This is a genomic window from Salinactinospora qingdaonensis, assembly GCF_039539445.1.
In the GTDB taxonomy this organism is placed as follows: Bacteria; Actinomycetota; Actinomycetes; order Streptosporangiales; family Streptosporangiaceae; genus Salinactinospora; species Salinactinospora qingdaonensis.
On the sequence record NZ_BAABDD010000017.1, the window covers coordinates 42,685 to 66,981 of the forward strand.

At 66.8% G+C, this 24,297-nt stretch carries 26 protein-coding genes and 1 tRNA gene; 18 read left to right on the top strand and 9 right to left on the bottom strand.

Annotated features, from left to right (window positions below; translation table 11 throughout):
• The first annotated feature begins 6 nt into the window (after positions 1–6).
• The 5 genes from nuoL (at position 7) to ABD848_RS16955 (ending at position 6,973) form a co-directional block, all read left to right on the top strand.
• The gene (nuoL, locus tag ABD848_RS16935) at positions 7–1,950 is read left to right on the top strand and encodes an NADH-quinone oxidoreductase subunit L (RefSeq protein ID WP_344973068.1); all 1,944 of its coding nucleotides are present in this window, start codon (positions 7–9) and stop codon (positions 1,948–1,950) included.
• A gap of 7 nt (positions 1,951–1,957) precedes the next feature.
• Entirely contained in the window at positions 1,958–3,562 is a 1,605-nt protein-coding gene (locus ABD848_RS16940; protein WP_344973070.1) for an NADH-quinone oxidoreductase subunit M, read from the top strand.
• A 71-nt stretch (positions 3,563–3,633) separates the two neighbouring features.
• Entirely contained in the window at positions 3,634–5,217 is a 1,584-nt protein-coding gene (gene nuoN, locus ABD848_RS16945; protein ID WP_425567586.1) for an NADH-quinone oxidoreductase subunit NuoN, read from the top strand.
• Between the two features lie 148 nt (positions 5,218–5,365).
• A complete protein-coding gene (locus ABD848_RS16950) occupies positions 5,366–6,370 on the top strand; it encodes a polyprenyl synthetase family protein (protein ID WP_344973072.1) in 1,005 nt (334 codons plus the stop codon).
• A 180-nt stretch (positions 6,371–6,550) separates the two neighbouring features.
• Positions 6,551–6,973 (top strand): PRC-barrel domain-containing protein, encoded by a 423-nt coding sequence (locus ABD848_RS16955; RefSeq protein WP_344973075.1) that lies wholly within the window; start codon positions 6,551–6,553, stop codon positions 6,971–6,973.
• A gap of 247 nt (positions 6,974–7,220) precedes the next feature.
• Here the strand turns inward: ABD848_RS16955 and rarD are convergent, their stop codons facing one another.
• Complete coding sequence (rarD, locus tag ABD848_RS16960) at positions 7,221–8,156, bottom strand: EamA family transporter RarD (RefSeq protein ID WP_344973077.1); 936 nt, start codon at positions 8,154–8,156, stop codon at positions 7,221–7,223.
• 129 nt (positions 8,157–8,285) lie between these two features.
• Between rarD and msrA the strand changes: the two genes are divergently transcribed.
• The 3 genes from msrA to ABD848_RS16975 all read left to right on the top strand — a co-directional run bounded on the left by msrA (position 8,286) and on the right by ABD848_RS16975 (position 10,159).
• Positions 8,286–8,948 carry a peptide-methionine (S)-S-oxide reductase MsrA gene (gene msrA, locus ABD848_RS16965; RefSeq protein WP_344973079.1) on the top strand — a complete coding sequence of 221 codons (663 nt, stop codon included), beginning with the start codon at positions 8,286–8,288 and terminating at the stop codon, positions 8,946–8,948.
• A gap of 206 nt (positions 8,949–9,154) precedes the next feature.
• The gene (locus tag ABD848_RS16970; RefSeq protein ID WP_344973081.1) at positions 9,155–9,604 is read left to right on the top strand and encodes a helix-turn-helix domain-containing protein; all 450 of its coding nucleotides are present in this window, start codon (positions 9,155–9,157) and stop codon (positions 9,602–9,604) included.
• Between the two features lie 9 nt (positions 9,605–9,613).
• On the top strand, positions 9,614–10,159 hold the full coding sequence (locus ABD848_RS16975; RefSeq protein ID WP_344973083.1) for a PIN domain-containing protein: 546 nt from the start codon (positions 9,614–9,616) through the stop codon (positions 10,157–10,159).
• A gap of 101 nt (positions 10,160–10,260) precedes the next feature.
• Here ABD848_RS16975 and ABD848_RS16980 read toward each other — a convergent pair whose 3' ends face one another.
• From ABD848_RS16980 to ABD848_RS25040, 7 genes are all read right to left on the bottom strand, one after another.
• Positions 10,261–10,470 (bottom strand): hypothetical protein, encoded by a 210-nt coding sequence (locus ABD848_RS16980; RefSeq protein WP_344973086.1) that lies wholly within the window; start codon positions 10,468–10,470, stop codon positions 10,261–10,263.
• Between the two features lie 561 nt (positions 10,471–11,031).
• A complete protein-coding gene (locus ABD848_RS16985; RefSeq protein ID WP_344973088.1) occupies positions 11,032–11,505 on the bottom strand; it encodes a hypothetical protein in 474 nt (157 codons plus the stop codon).
• Positions 11,506–11,673: 168 nt separating this feature from the next.
• On the bottom strand, positions 11,674–12,336 hold the full coding sequence (locus ABD848_RS16990) for an NAD(P)H-binding protein (RefSeq protein WP_344973090.1): 663 nt from the start codon (positions 12,334–12,336) through the stop codon (positions 11,674–11,676).
• Positions 12,337–12,345: 9 nt separating this feature from the next.
• Positions 12,346–13,098, bottom strand: coding sequence for an MIP/aquaporin family protein (locus ABD848_RS16995; RefSeq protein WP_344973093.1), 753 nt, complete (start codon positions 13,096–13,098; stop codon positions 12,346–12,348).
• Positions 13,099–13,233: 135 nt separating this feature from the next.
• Entirely contained in the window at positions 13,234–14,220 is a 987-nt protein-coding gene (locus ABD848_RS17000; RefSeq protein ID WP_344973168.1) for a 2-oxoacid:ferredoxin oxidoreductase subunit beta, read from the bottom strand.
• A gap of 70 nt (positions 14,221–14,290) precedes the next feature.
• A complete protein-coding gene (locus ABD848_RS17005; RefSeq protein WP_344973095.1) occupies positions 14,291–16,144 on the bottom strand; it encodes a 2-oxoacid:acceptor oxidoreductase subunit alpha in 1,854 nt (617 codons plus the stop codon).
• A gap of 280 nt (positions 16,145–16,424) precedes the next feature.
• Positions 16,425–16,538: a putative leader peptide gene (locus ABD848_RS25040; protein WP_425567583.1), complete on the bottom strand. Its 114-nt coding sequence runs from the start codon at positions 16,536–16,538 to the stop codon at positions 16,425–16,427.
• A gap of 320 nt (positions 16,539–16,858) precedes the next feature.
• Between ABD848_RS25040 and ABD848_RS17010 the strand changes: the two genes are divergently transcribed.
• Positions 16,859–17,710: a M48 family metalloprotease gene (locus ABD848_RS17010; RefSeq protein ID WP_344973097.1), complete on the top strand. Its 852-nt coding sequence runs from the start codon at positions 16,859–16,861 to the stop codon at positions 17,708–17,710.
• A gap of 159 nt (positions 17,711–17,869) precedes the next feature.
• On the opposite strand, the gene ABD848_RS17015 is transcribed toward ABD848_RS17010, so the two are convergent.
• A complete protein-coding gene (locus ABD848_RS17015) occupies positions 17,870–18,367 on the bottom strand; it encodes a YajQ family cyclic di-GMP-binding protein (RefSeq protein ID WP_344973099.1) in 498 nt (165 codons plus the stop codon).
• Positions 18,368–18,610: 243 nt separating this feature from the next.
• On the opposite strand from ABD848_RS17015, the gene ABD848_RS17020 reads away from it, so the two are divergent.
• From ABD848_RS17020 to ABD848_RS17060, 9 genes are all read left to right on the top strand, one after another.
• Positions 18,611–18,692 (top strand) — tRNA-Tyr (locus ABD848_RS17020).
• Positions 18,693–19,168: 476 nt separating this feature from the next.
• A complete protein-coding gene (locus ABD848_RS17025; RefSeq protein WP_344973102.1) occupies positions 19,169–19,393 on the top strand; it encodes a hypothetical protein in 225 nt (74 codons plus the stop codon).
• A gap of 542 nt (positions 19,394–19,935) precedes the next feature.
• A complete protein-coding gene (locus tag ABD848_RS25045; protein ID WP_425567588.1) occupies positions 19,936–20,310 on the top strand; it encodes a hypothetical protein in 375 nt (124 codons plus the stop codon).
• Positions 20,311–20,366: 56 nt separating this feature from the next.
• Positions 20,367–20,618: a hypothetical protein gene (locus ABD848_RS17035; protein ID WP_344973104.1), complete on the top strand. Its 252-nt coding sequence runs from the start codon at positions 20,367–20,369 to the stop codon at positions 20,616–20,618.
• Between the two features lie 36 nt (positions 20,619–20,654).
• Positions 20,655–20,900, top strand: a complete 246-nt coding sequence (locus tag ABD848_RS17040) for a hypothetical protein (protein ID WP_344973106.1) — start codon at positions 20,655–20,657, stop codon at positions 20,898–20,900.
• A gap of 11 nt (positions 20,901–20,911) precedes the next feature.
• Complete coding sequence (locus tag ABD848_RS17045) at positions 20,912–21,226, top strand: hypothetical protein (RefSeq protein ID WP_344973108.1); 315 nt, start codon at positions 20,912–20,914, stop codon at positions 21,224–21,226.
• A gap of 255 nt (positions 21,227–21,481) precedes the next feature.
• Complete coding sequence (locus tag ABD848_RS17050; protein WP_344973110.1) at positions 21,482–22,018, top strand: hypothetical protein; 537 nt, start codon at positions 21,482–21,484, stop codon at positions 22,016–22,018.
• A gap of 262 nt (positions 22,019–22,280) precedes the next feature.
• The gene (locus ABD848_RS17055) at positions 22,281–22,955 is read left to right on the top strand and encodes a DUF2397 family protein (protein WP_344973112.1); all 675 of its coding nucleotides are present in this window, start codon (positions 22,281–22,283) and stop codon (positions 22,953–22,955) included.
• Positions 22,956–23,010: 55 nt separating this feature from the next.
• Positions 23,011–24,240, top strand: coding sequence for a TIGR02678 family protein (locus ABD848_RS17060; RefSeq protein WP_344973114.1), 1,230 nt, complete (start codon positions 23,011–23,013; stop codon positions 24,238–24,240).
• Positions 24,241–24,297 lie beyond the last annotated feature (57 nt).

The following is a 24,297-nucleotide window of genomic DNA, read 5'->3' on the forward strand; positions in this document are numbered from 1 at the left end:
GCCGACGTGACGGCACATCTCGCCGCTGAAGCACACGCGGTCACCGCCGCGGCCAGCGGAGCCATCCACTCCTACGCCTGGCTGCTGATCGCGTTCCCCCTCCTCGGCGCCGCGGTTCTGTTGCTCGGTGGCCGGCGCACCAACGTGTGGGGGCACTGGCTGGCCGTAGCCATGCCGCTGGCCAGCTTCGTCTGGGCAGTCCTGGCGCTGATCCAACTGCTGGGCTACGCGCCAGAGGAACGCAGCAGGTCAGTCGAGGTCTACCAGTGGATTTCGGTGGGCTCGTTCGAGGCCAACGTCAACCTGCTGCTCGACCCGCTGTCGATCAGTTTCGTGTTGCTCATCACCGGCGTGGGCTCACTCATCCACATCTACTCCGTGGGCTACATGGCCCACGACCCCGGCCGGCGGCGCTTCTTCGCCTATCTCAACCTGTTCATCGCGGCGATGCTCGTCCTCGTGCTCGCCGACAACTTCGCACTGCTGTTCCTCGGTTGGGAGGGTGTGGGCCTGGCCTCCTACCTCCTCATCGGGTTCTGGCAGTACAAGTCTTCGGCGGCGGTGGCCGCCAAGAAGGCGTTCCTGATCAACCGCGTCGGCGACGTCGGCCTGCTCATCGCCATCATGCTGATGTTCACCACATTCGGCACGGTGGCTTTCGGCCCCGTCTTCAACGCCGTCGGCGGAGCCGGTCAGGGCGTGCTCACCGCGATCGGACTGCTGCTTCTGCTCGGCGCCTGCGGCAAGTCCGCCCAGTTGCCGCTGCAAGCGTGGCTGCTCGACGCCATGGAGGGCCCGACCCCCGTCTCGGCGCTCATCCACGCCGCCACCATGGTCACCGCCGGCGTCTACCTCATCGTCCGGGCCGGCCCCGTCTTCGAGGCCGCGCCCACCGCCCAGCTCGTGGTGACCATCGTCGGTGCGGCCACGCTGCTGGCCGGCGCCATCATCGGGTGCGCCAAGGACGACATCAAGAAGGCCCTGGCCGGCTCCACGATGAGCCAGATCGGCTACATGACCCTGGCAGCCGGGCTGGGGCCCATCGGTTACGCCGCCGCCATCGCCCACCTCGTCACACACGGCTTCTTCAAGGCCGGCCTGTTCCTCGGCGCCGGCTCGGTCATGCACGGCATGAACGACGAAGTGGACATGCGCAAGTTCGGCGCCCTCCGCACGGCCATGCCGATCACCTTCGCGACGTTCGGGCTGGGCTACCTCGCCATCATCGGCTTCCCGTTCTTGTCGGGATGGTGGACCAAGGAAGGCATCATCGAGGCCGCGTTCGCCTCCGGCGGCACCGCCGGCCAGATCCTGGGGTGGGCCGCGCTCGTCGGCGCCGGTCTGACCGCCTTCTACATGTCGCGCGTGATGTTCATGACGTTCTTCGGGGAGAAGCGCTGGGACGACGGTGTCCACCCGCACGAGTCGCCGGCCTCCATGACCGTCCCCATGCTCGTGCTCGCCGTGGGGTCGGTGGGGCTGGGCGCCGTCCTCGTGTTCGGCTACCAGTTCGCGCTGTTCCTGGAGCCGGTCGTGGGCGCCCCCGAGCACCACGAGTTCAGCCTCACCCACATGGTCACGAGCTGGACGAGCCTCACGGCGCTCGGATTCATGATCGTCGGTGTCGCCGTCGCCTGGCTGTACTACGGCCGCGCAACGGTGCCACGCACGGCGCCCAAGGGCAACCTCGTCACCGTCGCCGCTCGCAACGAGCTGTACGGCAACGCCATCAACGAGGGCCTATTCATGCGCCCCGGCCAAGTGCTGACCGCGAACACGACCACCTTCGACACCAAGGTCGTCGACGGTCTCGTCAACGGTGTCGCCCGGCTGGTGCGGGAAAGCTCCACGGGCCTGCGCCGCATGCAGACCGGGTTCGCCCGCACCTACGCCCTGACGATGCTCTTCGGCGCGACCCTCGTCGTGGCGACGTTGGTAGTGAGGATTTGACAAGCCAATGACCATCCCCTGGCTGACTCTGGCCATCGCGATCCCGGCGCTGGGCGCGTTGGGCGTGGCCGTGACCCCGCGGTTGGCGGCTGAGGCCGTCAAACGGGCGACGCTGGCCGTCACCCTGCTCACGCTCGCCGTGGTCGCCGTGCTGGCCGTGAACTTCGACCCCTCCGGGGCGCGTTTCCAGTTCACCGAGACCTACCCCTGGATTCCGCGGTTCGGCGTGCACTACGCGGTGGGCATCGACGGCATCGCGTTGGTGCTCATCGCCCTCTCCGCCCTGCTGGTACCGCTGGTGGTGCTGGCTGCCTGGCGCGAGTTCGAGGTCTCGGACCCCGCCGCCGACCCCGCCGGCGCCGCCCAGAGCGCCCGTGACATCCGGGGCTACTTCGCCCTCATTCTCGTCCTTGAGGCGATGATGATCGGGGTCTTCGCCGCGACTGACGTGTTCTTGTTCTACGTCTTCTTCGAGGCGATGCTCATCCCGGTCTACTTCATGATCGGGCGCTATGGCCGTGGCCCCGCCGCCCAGCGGCGGCAGGCCGCGGTGAAGTTCCTGCTCTACAGCCTCCTCGGCGGGCTGTTGATGCTGGTGGCCGTCATCGGCGTCTACTCCTTCAGTGCCGCGGCCGGACAGGGCACGTTCCTGTGGTCCGACCTGGTGGGTGCCGAAGGACTCCTGGCCGGTCTGGACCCGACGGCGTCGCGGTGGCTGTTCCTGGGCTTCTTCGTGGCCTTCGCCATCAAGGCCCCCATGTGGCCGGTGCACACCTGGCTGGCCCCCGCCGCGGGCTCGGCGCGCCCCGGCACGGCCGTGCTGCTGGTGGGGGTGCTCGACAAGGTCGGCACCTTCGGCATGCTGCGCTACTGCCTGGAACTGTTCCCCGGGGCGGCGACGTGGTTCGTGTGGCCGGTGGTCGTGCTGAGCCTGATCAGCATCATCTACGGCGCGATCGTCGCGGTCGGCCAGAGCGACATGCTGCGGCTCATCGCCTTCACCTCGGTCTCGCACTTCGGGTTCATCACCCTGGGCATCTTCGCCATGACCTCGCAGGGCCAGTCGGGTGCGACGCTGTACATGGTCAACCACGGCTTCTCCACTGGCGCGCTGTTCCTCATCGTCGGATTCCTCGTGGCCCGCAACGGTTCGGCTGCCATCGCCGACTACGGCGGCGTGCAGAAGGTGGCGCCGCTGCTGGGTGGAACCTTCCTCATCGCGGGCCTGTCGAGCCTGGCCCTGCCAGGACTGTCGCCATTCGTCAGCGAGTTCCTGGTGTTCCTCGGCACGTTCGCCTTCAACCCGGTGCCCGCGATCATCGCCACTGCCGGTGTCGTGCTCGCGGCCCTCTACATCCTCTGGATGTACCAGCGCACCATGACCGGCCCGACACCCGAGCGCGTGAGCGGGCTGCGCGACCTCTCCGGCCGGGAGATGTGGGCGGTCGGGCCGCTCATCGCACTCATCATCCTGTTCGGTTGCTATCCCCAGCCACTGCTCGACGTCATCAATCCGGCGGTCGGCCACACCATGCAACAGGTCGGCGTCACCGACCCCGCCCCCGCGATCGGTGACCAGGTCGCCGAGAGCCAGGAAGGAGCGAGCGAGTGATCCCCGCCATCACCCCGACGCTGGCGGCGCCACTGGCCGCCGCCCCCACCGTCACCGACCGGCCCCCCGAGATGGACTACGGGCTGCTCTCCCCGATGCTGGTGGTTTTCGCCGCCGGTGTGATCGGGGTGCTCATCGAGGCGTTCGCCCCCCAGCACCAGCGGCGGCTGTCACAGTTCGTGGTCGCGCTGGCCGCCCTGCTGGGTGCGTTCGTGCTGACCGTGGGGCTCGTGGGGCAGTTGCCCGAGCAGGGTGCCGGCGTCGGGGTCGCGTTCGCCACCGTCGCCGTGGACCGACCCACCCTGTTCCTGCAAGGCACGATCCTGGTGCTAGCAGTGATCAGCCTGCTGCTCATCGCCGAGTACCGCCAAGGGGAGAGCACGTTCTCGGCCCAGGCCGCCACCGTTCCCGGCAGTGAGGAGGAGCGCGCCCACGTGCTGGCCGGCTCCCAGCACACCGAGATCTACCCGCTGGTGCTGTTCGCGGTGCTGGGGATGCAGTTGTTCCCGGCCGCCAACGACTTCCTCACCATGTTCATCGCACTGGAAGTCATGAGCCTCCCGCTGTACCTGCTGTGCGGGCTGGCGCGGCGCAGGCGACTGTTCTCGCAGGAGGCAGCCGTCAAGTACTTCCTCCTTGGCGCTTTCTCCTCAGCGTTTTTCCTGTTCGGCATCGCGTTGATCTACGGCTACGCCGGCTCGGTCCACTTCGCCGACATCCACGCCGCCATCTCCGGCAACGGCTCGGCTCTGCTCGACAACGGTGAGCCGCTGCTGCTGGCCGGTATCGGCATGGCCGGAGTCGGCCTGTTGTTCAAGGTCGGTGCGGTGCCCTTCCACAGTTGGAAGCCCGACGTCTACCAGGGGGCGCCCACCCCGATCACCGCTCTCATGGCCTCCTGCACGCTGGTCGCCGCCTTCGGTGCGCTGCTGCGGGTCTTCTACGTGGCCTTCGGGGGAGCGGTGTGGGAATGGCGGCCGATGATGTGGATCGTGGCCATCCTCACGATGGTGCTCGCTGCCGTCATCGCCGTGACTCAGCGCGACATCAAACGGCTGCTCGCCTACTCCTCGGTGGTCCACGCCGGCTTCATCCTCACCGCCGTCGTCGCGGCCAGCCCCGCCGGGCTCGCCGGAGCGATGTTCTACCTGGCCGCCTACGGGTTCACCACGGTGGGCGCGTTCGCGATCGTCACACTGGTGCGCTCCCACGAGGGCGGCGGCGAGGCCGGGGAACTGTCGCAGTGGGCCGGGTTGGGCCGGACCTCTCCGCTGCTGGCCGGAGCGCTGGGACTGTTCCTCCTCGCCTTCGCCGGTATCCCACTGACCAGCGGCTTCATCGGTAAGTTCGCGGTGTTCGAGGCCGCGGTCGCCGCGGGAGCGACCCCGCTGGTGGTGGTCGGTGTGCTGAGCAGCGCCGTGACCGCGTTCTTCTACGTGCGCATCATCGTGCTCATGTTCTTCAGCGAGCCGTCCGCCACCGCGCCGCGCGTGCTGCGTCCCAGCGGGCTGACCGGCTCGGTCATCGCCATTGGGGTGGCCGCGACCCTCGTACTCGGTGTCTACCCGACGCCGGTGCTGGAGCAGTTGCTGCCCCAGCCGGTATCGGAGACCGCGACCTCACAACCGCCCGCGCTCGACATGTTCGTGCGGTGAGCGGCCCACTCCAGCGGGTGGCTTTGGCTGTTCAACCGGGGTCGGATACCTTGACTAATCGACTGGTCGGTTGTTGTTGATTCCCAGGACGCGCGATATGTCTGGTTTGGAAATATCGCGCGTCCTTACTGACATGTGGAGCTTGCAGGTGAGCGGTGCTGTCCTGAGCGATTTTCTCGCTCTGCCGAGTATCGATGCGACCCTCGCCCAGGAGGTCCAATCCGATTTGGACCGCGTCGAGGACATGTTGCGCGATACCGTCGCCACGAGTGACCCATTGCTGACCGAGGCGGCCACCCACCTGCTCTCCGCTGGAGGTAAGCGGTTCCGCGCCACCCTCGTCCTGCTGGCGGCACGGTTCGGCGACCCCTACACGTCCGAGCTCGTCCCCGCCGCCGCAGTGGTGGAGCTCACCCACGTCGCCACCCTCTACCACGACGACGTCATGGACGAGGCCGACCTGCGTCGTGGCAAGACCAGCGCCAACCAGCGCTGGGGCAACTCCATCGCCATCCTCACCGGCGACCTCGTCTTCGCCCGCGCCTCGGAGATCCTCGCCGACCTCGGTACCGACGCCGTGCGGCTCCAGGCCCAGACCTTCGGGCGGTTGGTGCAGGGCCAGGTGCTGGAAACCGCCGGCCCTCGCCAAGGCGCCGACCCGCTCCAGCACTACCTCAACGTCATCGCCGACAAGACCGCCTCACTCATCGCCTCCTCCGCCCGGTTCGGCGCCATGTTCGGCCGCACCGATCAGCAGATCGTCGACACCATCACCCGCGCCGGCGAAGCGCTGGGCATGGCCTTCCAACTCTCCGACGACATCCTCGACGTCGCCAGCGAGACGACCGAATCCGGAAAAACCCCCGGAACCGACCTGCGCGAAGGTGTGCTCACCCTGCCCATGCTGCACGCGCTGCGCGACCACGACCCGGCCAACGAGCGCCTGCACCAGCTTCTGGGGCGCCCCCTCGACGATGCCGAGACCGAGGAGGCGCTGCGGCTGCTGCGCGACCACCCGGCGATGCACTCGGCCCGCGCCGACCTGCGCGTGTGGTCGGAGAAGGCCCGAGCCGAACTCGCCACGCTCCCGGCGGGGCCGCCCCGCAACGCCTTTGAAGTGCTCTGCGACTACGTCGTCGAACGCTCCGGCTAAGCCCCCGTCCGCCCCGTCGGCCCGCGGGTCATGAAACGGTCTGGTCTTGGTAAGGCCCAGGTCAGACTGGTATCCGACCCGACGCAGCAGGGTACTCCGCCATCAGGCCCCCCACCGAGCACGGGGGATCGCTCACGCGGCGTGGCTGGTGAGGAACCGATTCGGGGAGGATGATGCGCCGTGGCGCCACCATTGGGAGCCCAGCAGCTCATCGGGCACCGGTTGCTGGACATCGACGGAAACATCGTCGGCAAGATCGGTCAGGTGTACTTCGATGACCAGACCGATGCCCCCAAATGGATCACGGTTCGCACTGGGTTGTTCGGTACCCACGAGTATTTCGTGCCGTTACGAGGGGCCCGCGCGATGGAGGAAGGGCTCCAAGTGCCGTTCGACAAGGACACCATCAAGCGGGCACCAAGCATTGATACCGACCGGCACATCTCCCCCGACCAGGAGGACATCGTCTACGACCACTACGGGATGCGGCCCGAGGTGCCAGAACAACGCGCCGAGGACGCCCCCCGAGGGGGGAGCGGGTTCACCGTGGGGCGGCACCGCCGTCCCTCGACCGACGATCCGCACACGCCCAGGGCCTCCTGACTCCAGCGGGAGCCGGCGGGTGCGCAGCCGGCCGGCACCCGCTGTGCCCGGCACTGGGTTCTGTTTTTCGGACAGGCGGCGAGGATAGGTGGCGGGCACAAGCGGGTGAGCGCCTCCGCTGTCGCCCCGAGGATGACGAGACGGCGCGGCGATCGAGGCAGGAGCGGAGGAAGAACACTCCCACACCCCCCAGTCGTCCGAAAAACAGAGCCTGGGCCCGGGCTTCGGGCCCTGACTTCCGAAACGCTCAGCCACGCCCGGCGTCGGCCGTAGCCCGCTGTGCTCGCTCCGCAGAGCGCCGCACGGCGCCGGCGCGCGCCGCCCCCACCATGTCCACGGCGAACACCGCCAGCGCGGCCCACACGACGGCGAAGCCGATCCAGCGGCTGAGGACCATCTCCTCGCCGAACACCAACCAACCGATCAAGAATTGCAGTGTCGGGGTGATGAACTGCAACAGCCCGACCACACTCAGCGGTACGCGGTAGGCGGCCAACCCGAACAGCAGCAGCGGTACCGCTGTGAGCAGCCCGGAACCGGCCAGCAGCAGGCTGTGGCCGAGTGAGACGTGCCCGAACGTAGCTGTTCCCTGTGATTCCAGCCATAGCAAGAAGCCCAGGGCGGGCGCGAACAGTACCGTCGTCTCGATCATGAGACTCTCCGTGCCGTCGAGCCGCACGAACTTCTTCAACATCCCGTAGGTGGCGAAGGAGAACGCCATGCCCAGCGACAGCCACGGCGGCGCGCCGTAGGAGACGGTCAACACGCCTACGGCGAACGCCCCCAGCCCCACAGCGGTCCACTGCGCCCGGCGCAGTCGCTCCCGAAACACCAACACTCCCAGCGCCACACTCACCAGCGGGTTGATGAAGTAGGCCAGCGCGGCTTGCAGCGTGTGCCCGGAGTTGACCGTGTAGATGAACAGTCCCCAGTTGACTGAGATGGCCAGCGCCGCTCCGGCCAGCAGCGTCAGTCGTCGCGGACTGCGCACCACGCCGAGGAGCCAGCGCCAGTGTCGGCGCACCGCCAGGATGAGCCCTACCGTGGCCAGCGACCACACCATCCGCTGTGCAAGGATCTCGACCGAGGAGGAAGGGCTCAGCAGCGGGAGGTAGAGCGGAAAAAGGCCCCACAACAGGTAAGCGCTGACGCCATAGAGGACACCGCGATTCGATTCGGACACGCGGTTCACTTTACGCAAAGCAACAAAACGAGAATAGTAAGTTTCACTTAAGGGTACTGTTTAGTGCTGATACCGGCGCGAGCGGCGGCTCCGCTGTCGGCGTTTGGAGCGGCCGTATAGCCTGAGGGCATGTTCGGGTTCGCGAAGACGACGATGGTCGAGCGCGACAGGGCGCTGCCCGGCCGCGAGACGCCGATGCCGGTTCCAGACCGCCACGAGGTGCTGGGCACCCCACTCACACCGCCCTACCCGGAGGGCTCCGAGATCGCCGAATTCGCCATGGGCTGCTTCTGGGGCGTCGAGCGCGCCTTCTGGCGGTTGGGTGAGGGGATCGTCACGACGGCGGTGGGCTACGCCGGTGGCTACACCCCCAACCCCACCTACGAGGAAGTGTGCAGCGGTAAGACCGGCCATACCGAGACGGTGCGGGTCGTGTTCGACCCCAAGCGCATCTCCTTCGCCGAACTGCTCAAGGTCTTCTGGGAGGGCCACGACCCCACCCAGGGCATGCGACAGGGCAACGACGTCGGCACGCAGTACCGTTCCGCGATCTTCTACCACTCCGAAGCCCAGCGCGCCGCGGCCGAGAGCACGCGCGACGCCTTCCAACCGGTGTTGACCCGTGCCGGCTATGGCCCCATCACCACCGAGATCGCCCCGGCCGGGCCGTTCTACTTCGCCGAGCACTACCACCAGCAGTACCTCTCCGACGCCAAGAACCCCTTCGGCTACTGCGGCGTCGAAGGCACCGGCGCCACCTGCCCCGTCGGCGTCGCCTCCACCGAGAGTTGAGGGCGCCGACAGGCCAACTCCAGCGCAGTCACTGTTGCGCCTCGCAATCCCATCCTTAGCGGTGGGATTCTTTGGTGAAGCCTGGACTACTCTTTGTGGCTACTCTGAGTCGTGGATTTTACTCGAAACGAAGTTTCTTTTATTGCGTTCATTGCGAATAATTCGGATGGAAGGTGTGTGTCACCGTCGTACTGTGAGGAGCGGCCATGACTACCCTGTCGTCTCGTCCTGACGAGAGCCAGGCACGCGCTGCACAAGACGCTTTGCCTCATGTCCGCCGCTATCTCCAAGAGCACCCAGGGGAACCGACTGAGGTCCCCGTCGTCATCGAGGATGACCGCGAGGCATTGGTGCTTCCTCGCGTGGCGCTGGAACTCCTGGCCGGTGTACTGGCACACATGGCCGCTGGTCGCGGTGTATCGATCGTTCCCGCGAATGCCGAGCTCACGACTCAGGAAGCTGCCAATCTCTTGAACGTCTCCCGGCCGCACCTCATCGGATTGCTCGATGCGGGTGAGATCGAGTTCCGTAAGGTGGGTACGCACCGTCGAGTCCGTGCGGACTCCCTTCTTGACTACATGCGTGGGGACGATCAACGGCGTCGCGAGGCGGCCGACGAACTGGCAGCCATGACCAGGGAATTGGGTCTGGACTGACATGGCGTTGTGGTCGTCTACGACGCCAATGTCCTTTATCCGAATACCCTGCGGGACCTCTTGATTCGGATCGCCCAAGCGGGGCTGGTGCAAGCCAAGTGGACACACCAGATCCTCGATGAGGTTTTCGACAACCTTCGGGAGAATCGGCCGGACCTGTCGCCGGATGCACTGGACCGGACCCGCAAGCTCATGTTGGCTGCCGTTCGCGATTGCCTGGTCACCGGCTACGAGCCGCTGATTCCGGCTTTGTCTCTGCCGGACCCCGCCGACAGGCATGTCCTCGCTGCCGCCATTCGAGCCAAGGCGCAGGTCATCGTCACATCGAACCGGCGAGATTTCCCTGAGGACGCGCTGTCCGATTGGGAAGTTGAGGTCAAGAGCCCCGACGAGTTTGTTCTTGACCAGATTCACCTGGACAGAAAGGTTGTTTGGTCGTGCGCTCAGCAGATCGTCGACGCTTGGCGTAGGCCGCCCGGGACAGTTGAGGACGTTCTCGCGCGTTTGGAGCGCAACGGTCTACTCCAAGCCGTGGCTGAACTGCGATCGGAGTAGCAGGCTCCTCGCTCTCCGCGCCTTGGCGGGCCCCGGCGGAGGCGCCGAGCCGCCGAAGCCCGCACTAGGTCACGTAGCGCGACGCGAGGAAGCAGGCGCGACTAGAAGCTGCCCTTGCCCTCTTCCAGGTGGTTCTCGACCACGTTGCAGCCGTCGCTAGAGACGCCCGTGAGCTGTAGGACGTCTGCGCAGATCGGGATGGTGACGTTTTGCACGTCGGCGTTGTTGTCGGCCTGGGCGGGGCCCGCCAGCGCGCCGAGGGCCAGCGCGGAGGTGGCAATCAGGCCGGAAAGGGTAGCAATGCGCTTCATAACATCCTCTTTCATCATTGGGCGGCGTGTCTCACCGCCCAATGACAACTTAACGTAGTTATGGCAGTGCTTTGTGTGATTCTTTAGGGCTGCTCGAAAAAAGGTCACGCTTGACTCGGCAAAAAGGGTGATCTGGAACGTGGCTCGCCAGGGGAACGGCCGGTACCACCGGCCACGGCCACAAGCCGCCTACCGCTGCGCGGGTCGGCCGTTACCGGGAGCCGCCCTCGGAGCGGCTAGCGAGGGCGCACGAAGGAGTAACTAGGGGAGGGGCATACGTCCCGTTCAGGGGGCACACGACGAGCCGTCGCGGCGTAGCAGTGGCGCCCTGATGGCTGCGTGACTCCACTCAGCCGTTACCGACCCGGGCGGTAGAACCGCGCGGCCTCACCTAGGCACAACTGTCCCGCGACGGCGCCAGCCAGGGGCCGTTGGGCCGCAGCCCTGCTCTGCGACGCTGCACCGGCGCCAGCCACGGCAGCACCCTCCACACCACGGTGCCGAGGGGCCGGTGGCCGCCGCGCGGCACCACGGTGCGGGTAAGGAGCGCCGGCTAGCCGGTCACCACTGCTGTTGGCTGTATCCGGGGTACTGCTGGCCGTACCCCGGATACTGCTGGCCGTACCCCGGCTGCTGGGCATACCCCGGGTACTGCTGGCCATAGGCCGGCTGGCCGTACTGCTGGCCACCGGGGTACTGCTGCCCGCTGGGGTAGTGGTACCCGTAGGGATCGGCCTGCTGCTGGTAAGGCTGCTGCTGCCCTGTGCCGCTGTGCTGGACGGCGGGATCGGGCCGAAACACGAACAGTTGCGCCGGCTCGCCGTTGGCGTCCGGACTGTAGGAGGTCTGTTCCAAGCGCCACCCGGCCTCCTCGATCCCTTCGAGGATGCGGGTAAGTCCCGGCCGGACACTGCTGGCGGCGTCATCGTAGGTATTGACCCGCAACTGCGCCACGAACATTCTTCGCCGCTGCTGCGCGGCCACCTTGGCGTGCTCGACGACGGTGCTGTCCCTCACGACCTGCGTCACGCTCATCTGCCACCCGTACCCATCTGCCCGTTGCCGGGCTCGCCCTTGCCGCGCTCCTCCGAGGCCCGCCGGCTACCGTGGCCCGGCAGCGCCGGGGGAAACACAGGGCAGGGGGAGTCGCGCCTCTTATCATGCCCTCTGTGGTCAGCTATGGGCCACAGGGATCGCAGTCGGCTACGCGCCGATGCTTGCCACCGCGTCGGCGATGGGAGTGTTGCCGCCGACCATCTCCAGCACGTGACCGATCGTGGTGGGGGCGTCGAGCAGCGCCACCAACACCGCGGCGACGTCTTCACGGCTCACATCGCCGCGTTCGACCTTAGGAGCCAGCCACACCCGGCCGGTGCCCTCATCGTTGGTGAGGCGCCCCGGCCGTAGGATCGTCCAGTCCAACTCCAGGCTCCGCCCCCGAATGTCGTCATCGGCGGCCTTCTTCGCCCGGATGTAGGCCGCCCACACCGGCTCGGCGTCCGGCGCCGGCCCCTCGTCCACGGATATGGCCGAAACCATGAGATAGCGACGAACTCCCGCCAGCGACGCGGCGTCGGCCAGCAGCGCGGCCGCGTCGCGGTCCACCGTCTCCTTGCGGGCCGCACCGCTGCCCGGCCCCGCGCCGGCGGCGAATACGGCGGCGTCGGCCCCCATCAGCTTCTCGGCCAGTTCGGTGACTGTGGCCGACTCCAGGTCGATCACTACGGGTTCGGCGCCGACGGCGCGGACGTCGTCGGCGTGGTCGGGGTTGCGGATGAGTCCCACAGGTGTGTCGCCGCGCGCGGCCAGCAGCCGCGCCAACCGCAGCGCGATCTTCCCGTGTCCTCCAGCGATGACGATACGCATACCGGCAGGCTACGTGCTCAGCGCAGTGTCCGCACCGCCGCCCTCGCCCAGCGGCATCGCCGCGTTCGCCCGCACTCTCGGCCATACCACGGCCGCGATGGCACCCCCTAAGAGTGGGGCCAGCAGGAACAGCCACACCTGCTCCAGAGCAGTCCCACCCTCGAAGAGCGCGGGCCCCAGCGCCCGCGCCGGGTTGACCGAAACCCCCGTCACGGTCAGATTGAGCAGGTGGAGCATCGCCAGCGTGCCGCCCGCGAACGGGCCATGCAGCCGGGTCAGGCCACGGTCGACGATGGCGATGGCCACGAGGACCAGCGTGCCAGTCGCGATCGTCTCTACGGCGAGCGTGCCGTAAACGTTGGCCGTCTTGCCATAGGAGTTGGCGCCCAGTACGCCGGTCTGGTCGGTTATGCCGCCGAAGGTCACCAACAGCCACAGCACCGCCGCGGCGCCGATCGCTCCAGCCAGTTGCGCGGCGATGTAGCCCATCGCACGCACGGCGCCTATGCGCCGCGACAGCAGCATCCCCACCGTAATCGCCGGGTTGACGTGACAGCCCGAGGTCGCCCCGATGATCTGAACCAACGCCATCAGCACCAGCCCGAACGCGAGCGCGACACCGACCAGCCCGACCCGGTCGAGGCCGAACACAGCGCTGCCTACCCCAAAGAAAACCAGCGTGAACGTGCCGAACGCCTCAGCGGTCACTGCACGCACTTCCCCCACCTCCGCACCGATCATCCCGTCATCCCGCAGGATCACGCGCAAATTATCCGCTGCCGCTGTGCCACGACAGCGGCCACTCCGGCGCACAGCTACCGCACACGACACAACAACGGCCGCGTACCCCACCTCGCGGGGTACGCGGCCGTTGTTCACCGCACGGCGAGTCGGGTCTTAGCCGACCGTCCAGGTATCGCCGCTGGCCAACAGCGCTCCCAAATCACCGTCGCCCTGCTCGGCGGCGGCGTGGGCAACCTGTTGGTTCATCCGCTCGTCGTAGGAAGGCTGCTCGACCGATCGGAAGATCCCGACGGGCACGTGCTCGAAGGCCGGATAGTCCAGCCGTGACAGCGCGAAAGCGTAGCCGGGGTCGGCGCGGTGCGCGTCGTGGCGCACCAATTGGTCCTCACCGATCTCGGCGGTGTCGGCCACAGTCAGCTCGCCGTACTCACCCCGTACCACGCCCTTGCCGTTGCCGAAGCGCAGCGGCTCGCCGTGCTCCAGGCGCAGCAGCCGCATCTCCCGCTCGTCGGAGTCCTTCAGCGGCGCGAAAGCGTCGTCGTTGAAGATCGGGCAGTTCTGGTATACCTCGACGAACGAGGCGCCCTTGTGGTCGGCGGCCGCGCGCAGCACGCTCGTCAGGTGCTTGCGGTCGGAGTCGATGGTGCGCGCCACGAAGCTCGCCTCCGCGCCCAACGCCAGCGACACCGGGTTGAACGGCGAGTCCAGCGACCCCATCGGCGAGGACTTGGTGACCTTGCCCGACTCCGAGGTCGGGGAGTACTGCCCCTTGGTCAACCCGTAGATGCGGTTGTTGAACAGCAACACGTTGATGTTGACGTTGCGCCGCAGCGCGTGGATCAGGTGGTTGCCGCCGATGGACAGTCCGTCGCCGTCACCGGTGATGACCCACACCGACAGGTCGGGGCGGCTCGCGGCCAGCCCCGTCGCGATGGCGGGGGCCCGGCCGTGGATCGAGTGCATCCCGTAGGTGCTCAGGTAGTAGGGAAACCGGGACGAGCACCCGATACCGGAGATGATGACGATGTTCTCCCGCGGCACCCCCAATTGGGGCAGGAACCCCTGGAACGCGGCCAGGATCGCGTAGTCACCGCAGCCCGGGCACCAGCGGACCTCCTGGTCGGATTTGAAGTCCTTCATCTTGTAGCTGGCGTCGCTGCGCGGCACCAGCTCCAGACCCCCGGACCCCTCCGCCGGGGAGAAGTCGTTGTCACTCGGCACCGTCGATGACCTCCTGAATGACGCCCGCGAGCTCTTCGGCCTTGAACGGCAGCCCGCGGACCTTCGTGTAGCTGATGACGTCGACCAGGAACCTCCCGCGCAGCAGCAGCGCGAGTTGGCCCATGTTGATCTCGGGGACGAGCACGCGCTCGTAGGAGCGCAGCACCTCACCGAGGTTCTCCGGGAAGGGACTGAGGTGGCGCAGGTGAGCCTGGGCGACCTTGCCACCGGCCCGGCGGATTCGCCGCACGCCCGCGCCAATGGAGCCGTAAGTACCGCCCCAGCCAAGGACCAGCACGTCGGCGTCGCCGGAGGGGTCATCCACCTCCAACGGCGCGATGTCACGGGCGATGCCGTCGATCTTGCCCTGCCGCGAACGCACCATGAGGTCGTGGTTGGCCGGGCTGTAGGAGATGTCGCCAGAGCCGTCGCTCTTTTCGATACCGCCGATGCGGTGCTCCAAGCCCGTCGTGCCGGGCACCGCCCAGGGACGGGCGAGTGTCTCCTGGTCACGCAGGTAGGGCAGGAACTTGCCGTCCTCCCCGTTGGCCTCGGTGGCGAAGTCCACGCTCAGGTCGGGCAGCTCCGCGACGCCGGGAATCCGCCACGGTTCGGAGCCGTTGGCCAGGTAGCCATCGGAGAGCACCACGACCGGAGTGCGGTACTGCGTCGCGATCCGCGTGGCCTCGATCGCGATATCGAAGCAGTCGGCCGGCGAGCGCGGCGCCAGGATCGGCAGCGGCGACTCCCCGTTGCGGCCGAACATCGCCATCAACAGATCGGCCTGCTCGGTCTTGGTCGGCATGCCGGTGCTGGGCCCGGCGCGCTGCACGTCGATGACGACCAGCGGCAACTCGGTGGTCACGGCCAGCCCGATCGTCTCGGCCTTGAGCACCATGCCCGGACCCGAGGTGGTCGTGACTCCCAGCGCCCCGCCGAACGCGGCGCCCAGCGCCGCGCCCACCCCGGCGATCTCGTCCTCTGCCTGGAACGTCCGCACGCCGAACCGCTTGTGCTTGGACAGTTCGTGCAGGATGTCCGAGGCCGGGGTAATGGGGTAGGAGCCGAGGAACAGCGGCAGCCCCGACAGTTCCGAGCCGGCGATCAGGCCGTAGGAGATGGCGAGGTTACCGGTGATGTTGCGGTAGGTGCCCGAAGGCAGGGTGGCCGGCTTGATCTCGTAGGAGACCGCGAAGTCCTCCGTGGTCTCACCGAAGTTCCACCCGGCCTGGAACGCCGCGATGTTGGCCGCCATGATCTCGGGCTTCTTAGCGAACTTGTCCTTAAGGAAGCCGAGCGTGCCCTCGGTAGGCCGGTTGTACATCCACGACAGCATCCCCAAGGCGAACATGTTCTTGGCGCGCTCGGCGTCCTTCTTGGAGATGTCGAACTCCTCCAGCGCCTTGATCGTCATCGACGTCAGCGGCACTGCGCTCACCTTGAACTCCGCCAGCGACCCGTCCTCCAGTGGGCTGGTGGCATAGCCCACTTTGTTCAGGTTGCGCTTGGTGAACTCGTCGGTGTTGACGATGATCATGGCCCCGTTGGGGACGTCTTCAATGTTGGCCTTGAGCGCTGCCGGGTTCATCGCCACGAGGACATTGGGAGCGTCCCCAGGCGTCATGATGTCGTGGTCGGCGAAATGGAGTTGGAAACTGGAAACCCCGGGAAGCGTCCCGGCGGGAGCCCGGATCTCGGCTGGGAAGTTCGGCAGCGTCGACAGGTCGTTGCCAAACGACGCGGTTTCCTGGGTGAAGCGGTCACCGGTCAACTGCATGCCGTCACCGGAGTCGCCCGCGAAACGAATGATGACGCGATCGATTTGTTGGACCTGCTTGGTCACTGAGATCGCTGACCTCCTTGACGAGCCGCTGAGTGGGAGGTTGCGGCTCAGGTTTTGTCTCAAGTCTCGCCACGATGGCGCGCACCAAGCACTCACTTGGCTCGTGGCTGGGGCTTCATTACAGGCTCATCAACAGGGGCCTCATCTTCAGGCTATGAGCGCGCCGTAATGCCAGTGACCGGCCGCGCTGTCGCAGCCAGGTGACCCTTACCACGGGGCAGGCCCACGATGTTCGCGTGTGACCGCGGTTGGGGCCGTGGCGAATGAACCCCTGTCTTAACTACCGGAAAAGACGACAGAGCGCGCTGGCGATGCGGGCCAGGTCCACGTGCCGTCGCTGGACGAGCACAGCACCGGGAGCGGCGGGGACGGGGCCCGAGGTGATAGCGGTCACCCTCGCACTATAGGACGTCGAGAGCCGATCGTCCGCTTCAGGTGGTTGATTTCACAACTCTGCGGACAACAAGCGCACGATCCAACAAGGATAAGGGTAAGCCGGGGACATTCCAGTTCCCTGCCGAGGCGTGGGTCTTGGCGCGCCACAGCCCCCCGCCGCCGGGTTCTGATGGAGCACGCCCCGCTCATGGCCGACCGCGAAGGTGGCAAAGATCATGCCAGGTGAGCAGTTGGGAACGGAACAGCCCGACCCGGACGTTTGTATCGGTGCACGGGCCCTGAAGGGGCCCAGAAACCCGAGGGAGGCCGGGAAACGCCGTGCGTGGTAACACGATCCGTGCCGCCGCTCTCCTCGCCGGTCTCTCCGTGACGGTCGTCGCGTGCGGGTGGATTCTGGCGGGGCGAGCTGGCCTACAGATCGGGATCGTCACGGCCATCGCGGGCAACGGCATGGTCTTCTTCTTCGCCGACACGCTCGTGCTGCGCGCCATGCACGCCCGCCCCGTCAGTGAGATCGAGCAACCCGATCTGTATGCGCTGGTGGGAAAGCTCGCCACTCAGGCTCGCCAGCCCATGCCGAGGGTCTACCTGTCGCCCACCCCGGCTCCCAACGCCTTCGCGGTGGGGCGTACGCAGCGCCGCGCTGGCGTGTGCTGCACCACGGGCCTGTTGCGGCTCCTCAACGAGCGGGAGCTGCGCGCGGTACTCGCTCACGAGCTGGCGCACATCCGCCGCGGCGACACTCTGGTCTCCTCGGTCGCCGCGACCCTGGGCACGCTGATCACCTCGTTGACTGCGCTGGCTCTGCTGCTGCCTCTAGGGGACTCCGAGGACGAGGACGTCCCCAACCTGCTCGGTGGCCTGCTGTTCCTGTTGCTGGGGCCACTGGCGGCGGCTGTCATTCACGCCTCGGGCAGCCGGGCCCGCGAACACCGCGCCGACGAGGAGGCAGCTCAGCTCACCGGCGACCCGATGAGCTTGGTCAGCGCTTTGCGCAAGATCCAAGTGGGCGCGGGAATCCACACGCTGCCCGCCAACCGGGAACTCCTCAGTGCCGCCCACCTGATGATCACCCACCCGTTCCCCCGCGGGGGGATGGGCCGTCTCTTCGCCGCCCACCCGCCCCTGGCCGAGCGTGTCGACCGGTTGCGGCGCATGGCCGGCTTATGAGCGGTTTTTCGGGGCTGCTGGAGGCTTCGCCGCGGTTTCGCTGGCCGCGGGGCTGTGCCGAGCTGTGGGGCGTCCCCGCTCAGCCGGCAGCGCTATGGCTGGGCGGGCGGGGCGGTGCTCCGCCCGCCCAGCGCGCCGGCCCACGGTGGGGTCGACCTGCTACCGATAGTTGATGAACTGCAACGCGATGTCGAGGTCCTTCTCCTTCAGTAGGGAGATCACCGCCTGAAGGTCGTCGCGCTTCTTGGAGCTGACGCGCAGTTCGTCGCCCTGGATCTGGGCTTTCACGCCCTTGGGGCCCTCATCACGGATGATTTTGGACAGTTTTTTGCCGTCTTCAGCCGAGATGCCCTCCTTGAGGGGGACTCCCAGCCGGTACTCCTTGCCGGAGGATTTGGGCTCGTTGTCGGTATCGAGGACCTTCAGCGACACCCCGCGCTTGATGAGCTTCTCCTTGAACACCTCCAGCGCGGCCTTGACCCGTTCTTCGGAGTTGGCCCTGACCTCCACGCCCTGCTTACCGGACCAGGTGATCGTGGCCCCGGTGCCTTTGAAGTCGAAGCGCTGAGAGAGTTCTTTGGTGGCCTGGTTCAGGGCGTTGTCGATCTCCTGCCGGTCAAGTTTGGAGACGACGTCGAAACTGACTTCGGACGCCACGTGCGCTCGCACCCCCGATGATCGTCACTTTGAATCCGGCCCCCGCCGGGTGGCCGGTGCTTAACGGCGACGCGGCTCGCCCGTCGGGGCACCGCGTCCGCTTGTGAATAGGCCCGAGCTTAGCCCGCGAACCACCGGGGGACCCGTCGAGCCTCGCAGTGGTTCGCGGCGTAATCGATTTCGTGTCAGGGCGCGGTCTCCGCTATGATCGTGCATGCAGCGACAGCGAGTCGCCGCACCCCAGGCAGGTTGCCCGAGCGGCCAAAGGGAGCGGTCTGTAAAACCGCCGGCTCAGCCTTCCAAGGTTCGAATCCTTGACCTGCCACCCAGCGGGAACAGCCCCTGACCAGCATGTCCGCGGTCGGGGGCTGCTCTTTGCCGGCCGGGGCTCCGCCATGGTTTCCCTGTGTTCCTCTCAAGGCGGGGACCGCTGCGGCCGATAGACGGCGAAGTACCGGCACTTGCCGCCGATGCGTGTCCGCGCCCCCCATGTGTCAGATCAGTTCGTTTCTGGCTCCGATTCTCTCCTCGGCTGCCATGGTGCGGTCTGCAACGGGGCTCACATGGCCGCCGCAGCCGGCCGTGAGTCCAGAAACGGCGTAGGCCTCGCTCGTCATCCTTTCGAATCTTGATTTACCGTTACAGGTAGTTTCTTATATGTACAAATCAGACATATAGCAATCAGTCATGCCAGCTTTGATGGACCTTGCAGAAGTGGTAATAGTTGTTACTTCTATTTCCCCAAGGGTGACAAATAGTATTTTGCCTTTTCGTGGTAGATGTCACCTCCCGGAGGATCTTGTGCTGAGGAAGTTCACAGCCGCTGCTTTGATCGCCGGTACCGCTGCGGGGTCGGTGCTGATGGCCGCTCCGGTGCAGGCGGCTGACCAGCCGTCCACCTGGCCGCCGCAGCTCGTGCCAGAGCAGGTGTGTGATTCCCCCATTGGTTCGCTCGTGGGCACTGCGGCTCCGCTGGTCTCTCCGATCATCGGATGCACCGACGGCTCGAGTCCGTCGGTCGGCTGACAATCTGTACGGACCGTCCCGGTCTAGCGGTGCGAGTCCGGCGCCGAAATGGGGCATAGACCGTTTCTTCGGTTGTCCTTCCCATAAATGAAGAAGCGCCGAAAACTCGTAAATTCATCGACCCTCCCACCCACCGGAAGCCCGCTGCTGTGCGGAGCCTCCGGGGGGTTTCGTGTTCGGCGTGCTCTCGAGACGTGCCGCTGCGGTAGGGCGCGCCAAGGAGGGCGTTCTTTTATGCGCCCTGCCCGCTTCTGGCATATCCGCGCCCGGCGGTGGACCTTATCTCGCGCGCGAGCCGCCGATTGCGTCGTGCGGCCGGCCCTGCGGCAGCTCCATCCCGATAGCGCCGTTACGGCCGTCGCCTCCCGTGCACTCGCCGGCGAGCTTGGCCTCCTCGCCGTCCGTCGCTACCCATACCTCCGCTCCTGCGGCGCCGGAGGTGCCCGCTGGGCCACAGGCGGCAGGCACATCAGAAATGGCATAACCCCCATTTATTATCGTTGTTTATTTTCCCAATTTCTTGTGTCAAACAAGATCTATATGTGCGAATCGGACATATTGCAGGGCGTTGTTCTGGCTTTGACAAAATCCGGGGGAGTGGTGATGATGAACAACGTCCGCCGCGATTAAGGACGCCAACCGGCGTCCTGTTTGATTTCATTACGAAAACTATTCCGGGGGATCTTGTGCTGAAGAAGTTCACGGCCGCCGGTCTGATCGTCGGCGCCGCTCTGGGGTCGATGCTGATGACCGCTCCGGCGCAGGCTGCCGATCAGACGTTCAACCAGAATCTTCAGGTTGTGCCGGTCACGGTGTGCAACGCCAACGCCAGCGTGCTTGGCATCACCGTGCCGGTGCTGTCGCCGCAGACCACCGGCGACTGCACCAACGGCCCGGTTCAGACGGCTGTCAAGTAATTACACCTCGCACGAATCGCCCCGATTTAACTGATCTTTTGGAAAGAGGAATGACCATGCTGCGTAAGTTCGGAGCAGTCGGCGCTATCGCGGGTATCGCCATGGGTGCTGTTTTCGCCGCCAGCCCTGCCTACGCCAGCCACGGCAACGGCAACGACCAGAACTACAACCAGAACCTGCAAGGTGTTAGCGCGGCGGTGTGCAACACCAATGTCGGCGCTGCTGTTGGTGTTGTCGTGCCGGTGCTGTCGCCGCAGACCACCGGCGACTGCGTCAGTGGCCCGGTCAACACGATCGTCAACCAGTAGCCAACAACCGACGAGTCAGCGAAGAGAGGAATCACCATGCTGCGCAAGATCAGCACCCTGGGTCTGCTCGCCGGTACGGCCATCGCGCTCTCCAGCGCCCCGGCCCTGGCTACGCACGGCAACGGCGATGACCAGAACTACAACCAGAACCTGCAAGGTGTTAGTGCGGCGGTGTGCAACACCAATGTCGGCGCTGCTGTTGGTGTTGTCGTGCCGGTGCTGTCGCCGCAGACCACCGGCGACTGCGTCAGTGGCCCGGTCAACACGATCGTCAACCAATAGTGGGGGCCGCGATGCTGCGCAAGCTCACCGCCGCCGGACTGGTGGCTGGAGCGGCCCTGGGAGCGGTACTCATGGCCGCTCCGGCGCAGGCGGCTGACCAGCAATTCAACCAGAATCTTCAGGTTGTGCCGGTCACGGTGTGCAACGCCAACGCCAGCGTGCTTGGCATCACCGTGCCGGTGCTGTCGCCGCAGACCACCGGCGACTGCACCAACGGCCCGATTAACACCACGCTCAGCTCCAAAGACGCCTATGAGGCCATCCCACAGGAAGGCAGCGGCAGGCAGAGTGGGCAGGGTGAGAGCCCCGGCTACACCGGTTACTAAGCCCCGGTTCGCCGCCAGGGGGTAGCCGCCCCCCTCCTCCTGGGCCCACCGGCGTCGGGAGGGGCGGCTGTCATCCCCCGGAGCCCGCCACCGAGCGGAGGCTCCGGGGGATTTCCGTGTTCAGGGCGGCACCATGGTTCCGTGTGGAAAAGCGCCCATCGCGCGTCCATCCCACTCCCTTGTGAAGAGTGCGCATAATATTACTCGCAGTGACACGAATGGGGCGTTGCGGCTTCGGAGCCAAGGGAGGAACGCATGAGGACGGTACGCGCGGTCGCTGTCGCATGCTCACTCGTCATCCTCGCCGGGTGCGGCATCCACAACTTCGGCGCTGCCGCAGGGGGACCGGCCTCCTCAGCCGAACCCCCTCCCACGCGATCGCCGCTCGTCCCCTCCGCATCCCCCAGTCAGGAGGCGAGCGTCTTCGTTTACAACACCCATGACGCCGAGCGGGGCACGAAGTCGCAGCGCCCGCGCGGGCTGACGCTCTCAGAGTTCACCACTGTCACCGACATGCAATGGCGCTCCTGGGGCGGCCAGAGCGCCGCCGCCACCGGCCGGCTCAGCGGCACCTGGTGCCTGCCTGCGTGCCAAGAGGAGCCCTACGACGTCACCATCGAAGTGAGTGCTCCCACCGAGGTGGCCGGTACTACCTACTACACGGAGTACACGTTCGCCGCTCCGCTGGCGATACCCAGCGAACTACGAGACAAGATGTACCAGGCTGACGACGGTACGCTCATGCTGCCCGGCGAACGGCGTGCCAGCTCCCCACCCTCGCCGACCACCTGAGCACAGGCAGGCACCCCTTGACCGCGGCAGCTTTGTTCGTGCCCTGCTCACGGTCGTTCAAAAACAATGAAAGCGCAGGTCAAAGGCGTGTCATTGCCTCTGTAGGGGCGTCGGTTCGCCATCTTCCGGACGCGGGAGTGGCCTGAGGTCTTTAGTCTGCTGAGTTGTGGGTGATTCAGCGCATCAGGTGAGAGCCATCGACCCCCGTCCCACCGGGGAGACGACGGGCCCGATCCATCGGGCGGAGAGCGAGGGCGCCACCATGGACAACCACCCGACCGCGCGGCGTGGTCGGGCCGCGCTGCTGCGCTTGGCCGCGTGGTTCGACACCTCCGACACGGCCACGGCACACGAGGTCTTCACAGCCGCGTTCGCGATGCACGCCGCCCGCCATCTCGGCGGCGCCGGCGACACGACGACAGCGGTCACCACGAGCTGGTGGCACGCTCCCGCCGCCGACACGTCGGCCGCCCACCCGGCGGGCGCCGCGCCGCCCGCGCCCGCCCAGGATCACAGCGCCCAACAGGCCCGGTTGCGCGATGCCGCCGAAGCCGCCGCCCACTGGCGCCAGTCCGCTGCCCAGGAAGTGCGCAGCCTGCTCGCTGCCCCCACCGACGACGACGCCCGACTTTCCCTGTCCTCGGCCGCCCTGGACGTGCTCATGGAGCTGCTCACTGCGGCACTGGGCTCAGGTGACGCCACCGCGGGCCGGGTCTCCGCCGGTGATATGGAGTTGGACCTACGTCTGCACGTCGATCACGCCCCCGAGGCCACCGTCACGTTGTGTGAACCCGAGGGGGAATTGCTGTTGCAGGAACTGCGCATGCATGTGACCCGCTACGATCCCGAAGCGGTCTCAGCTGACACGGGGGGCCACACGCCGCTCGCCAAAACCGGCCACCATCACTCCGAGGAACGCCTCGTGCGGCAGCCCTGAACGGCCCCTCGCCCAGTCAGGGCCGGTACCGGACCAGGGAGGGAGAACGGTACACGTGTCTTCGAGCCAGGATGTAGCGCTCACCGTGGAGCGCCAGGCCGTGGCACGGCGACTGCTGGCCGAGCCACTATTGACCGCGCGCCGCCATCCCGACGAGCTCGCCGTCGCCCAGACGCACGCCGAGTGGCTGGTCCGGCGGTTCCGCCAAGTCCTCGCCTACCCCCTCACGGTGGCCGACGGTTACGCCCGCCTGGCCAAGCAGGGCATTGTCTCCACTGTCGCCCAACCGTTGACCCGACCCAGCGGAGCCCACTTCACCCCGCGCGCCTACACCTATCTGGCGCTGTGTCTGGCCGCGCTCGGTGAGGTCCCGCCGCGCGTCACCGCCGCCCGCGTGGCCGCCGATGTCCGCTCAGCGGCCCACGAAGCCGGTATCGACCTTGACCCCGAGGAACGGATGAGTGAGCGCCGTGCCTTCGCCGCCGCCATGTCACGCCTGGTCGACTGGGGAGTCCTCACCGAGACTCAGGGAACGTTGGCGGCTTACGCCGCCGACGGCTCCACCCTGGTCGAATTCCACGTTGACCACGATGCCGTGAGTACGGTGGTCGCTCACCCGCCCCACGCCACCGCCGAGCGCGACACCTACCTGCGCACTATGGACAGCGCCCCTCTCCTCAACGAGGCCCACGCCGCAGAGCTGACCATCCGTCGGCTCCTGGCCGAGACCACCGTCCTCTACCGAGACGATCTGGAGCCACGGCAGCGCGACTGGCTCACCCACCACCAGTGGCGGGCTGTAGCTGAGCTGGGTGACCTCCTGGGCTGCGACGCCGAGATCCGTGCCGAGGGCGTCGCCCTCATCATGCCCGATGAGGCCGCCTCCGAGGTCAAGGTCACCGACCGCGCCACTCTCTTCCCCAGCGCCGACCCCGTCGGCCAGGCCGCTCTGATGCTCGTCGAACGCCTTGTGGGCGCACTGCGTGTTCCCGGCGGCCGCGCCCACGCCCTAGACGTCCCGGCCCGTCTGCTCAGAGACGAGTTGACTGACGTGCTCAGCACCGGCCCCGGCACTGGTCGCCCGTGGTCCCGCACGGCCTTCAGCTACCTGCCGGGAGCCGAACAGCACCAGGAGCAGATTCTGGGTCTGCTGACCCAGACGCGGCTCATGGACCGGCCCAACCCGGGACTTGACCCCTTCGAGGGGTGGCGGCTCTTGGCCGCCGCCGCGCGCTACGGCAGCGGAGCCACCACCGCCGGTCGCGAAACGGAGGGTCCGCAATGAGGGTGTCCCTGTCCCCCTCCACGGCCGCCACCCGGTCCCAAAGCGCTAGCGGGAACG

What these genes read in the sequence shown, in the direction of transcription:
- ABD848_RS17050 (WP_344973110.1), top strand. Translation starts at nt 21,482, where the DNA reads ATGAGGACGGTACGCGCGGTCGCTGTCGCATGCTCACTCGTCATCCTC.
- ABD848_RS16940 (WP_344973070.1), top strand. Translation starts at nt 1,958, where the DNA reads ATGACCATCCCCTGGCTGACTCTGGCCATCGCGATCCCGGCGCTGGGC.
- ABD848_RS17055 (WP_344973112.1), top strand. Translation starts at nt 22,281, where the DNA reads ATGGACAACCACCCGACCGCGCGGCGTGGTCGGGCCGCGCTGCTGCGC.
- ABD848_RS17000 (WP_344973168.1), bottom strand. Translation starts at nt 14,220, where the DNA reads ATGAAGGACTTCAAATCCGACCAGGAGGTCCGCTGGTGCCCGGGCTGC.
- ABD848_RS16970 (WP_344973081.1), top strand. Translation starts at nt 9,155, where the DNA reads ATGACTACCCTGTCGTCTCGTCCTGACGAGAGCCAGGCACGCGCTGCA.
- ABD848_RS16980 (WP_344973086.1), bottom strand. Translation starts at nt 10,470, where the DNA reads ATGAAGCGCATTGCTACCCTTTCCGGCCTGATTGCCACCTCCGCGCTG.
- ABD848_RS16990 (WP_344973090.1), bottom strand. Translation starts at nt 12,336, where the DNA reads ATGCGTATCGTCATCGCTGGAGGACACGGGAAGATCGCGCTGCGGTTG.
- nuoN (WP_425567586.1), top strand. Translation starts at nt 3,634, where the DNA reads ATGGACTACGGGCTGCTCTCCCCGATGCTGGTGGTTTTCGCCGCCGGT.
- msrA (WP_344973079.1), top strand. Translation starts at nt 8,286, where the DNA reads ATGTTCGGGTTCGCGAAGACGACGATGGTCGAGCGCGACAGGGCGCTG.
- ABD848_RS17045 (WP_344973108.1), top strand. Translation starts at nt 20,912, where the DNA reads ATGCTGCGCAAGCTCACCGCCGCCGGACTGGTGGCTGGAGCGGCCCTG.
- ABD848_RS17040 (WP_344973106.1), top strand. Translation starts at nt 20,655, where the DNA reads ATGCTGCGCAAGATCAGCACCCTGGGTCTGCTCGCCGGTACGGCCATC.
- ABD848_RS16985 (WP_344973088.1), bottom strand. Translation starts at nt 11,505, where the DNA reads ATGAGCGTGACGCAGGTCGTGAGGGACAGCACCGTCGTCGAGCACGCC.
- ABD848_RS17035 (WP_344973104.1), top strand. Translation starts at nt 20,367, where the DNA reads ATGCTGCGTAAGTTCGGAGCAGTCGGCGCTATCGCGGGTATCGCCATG.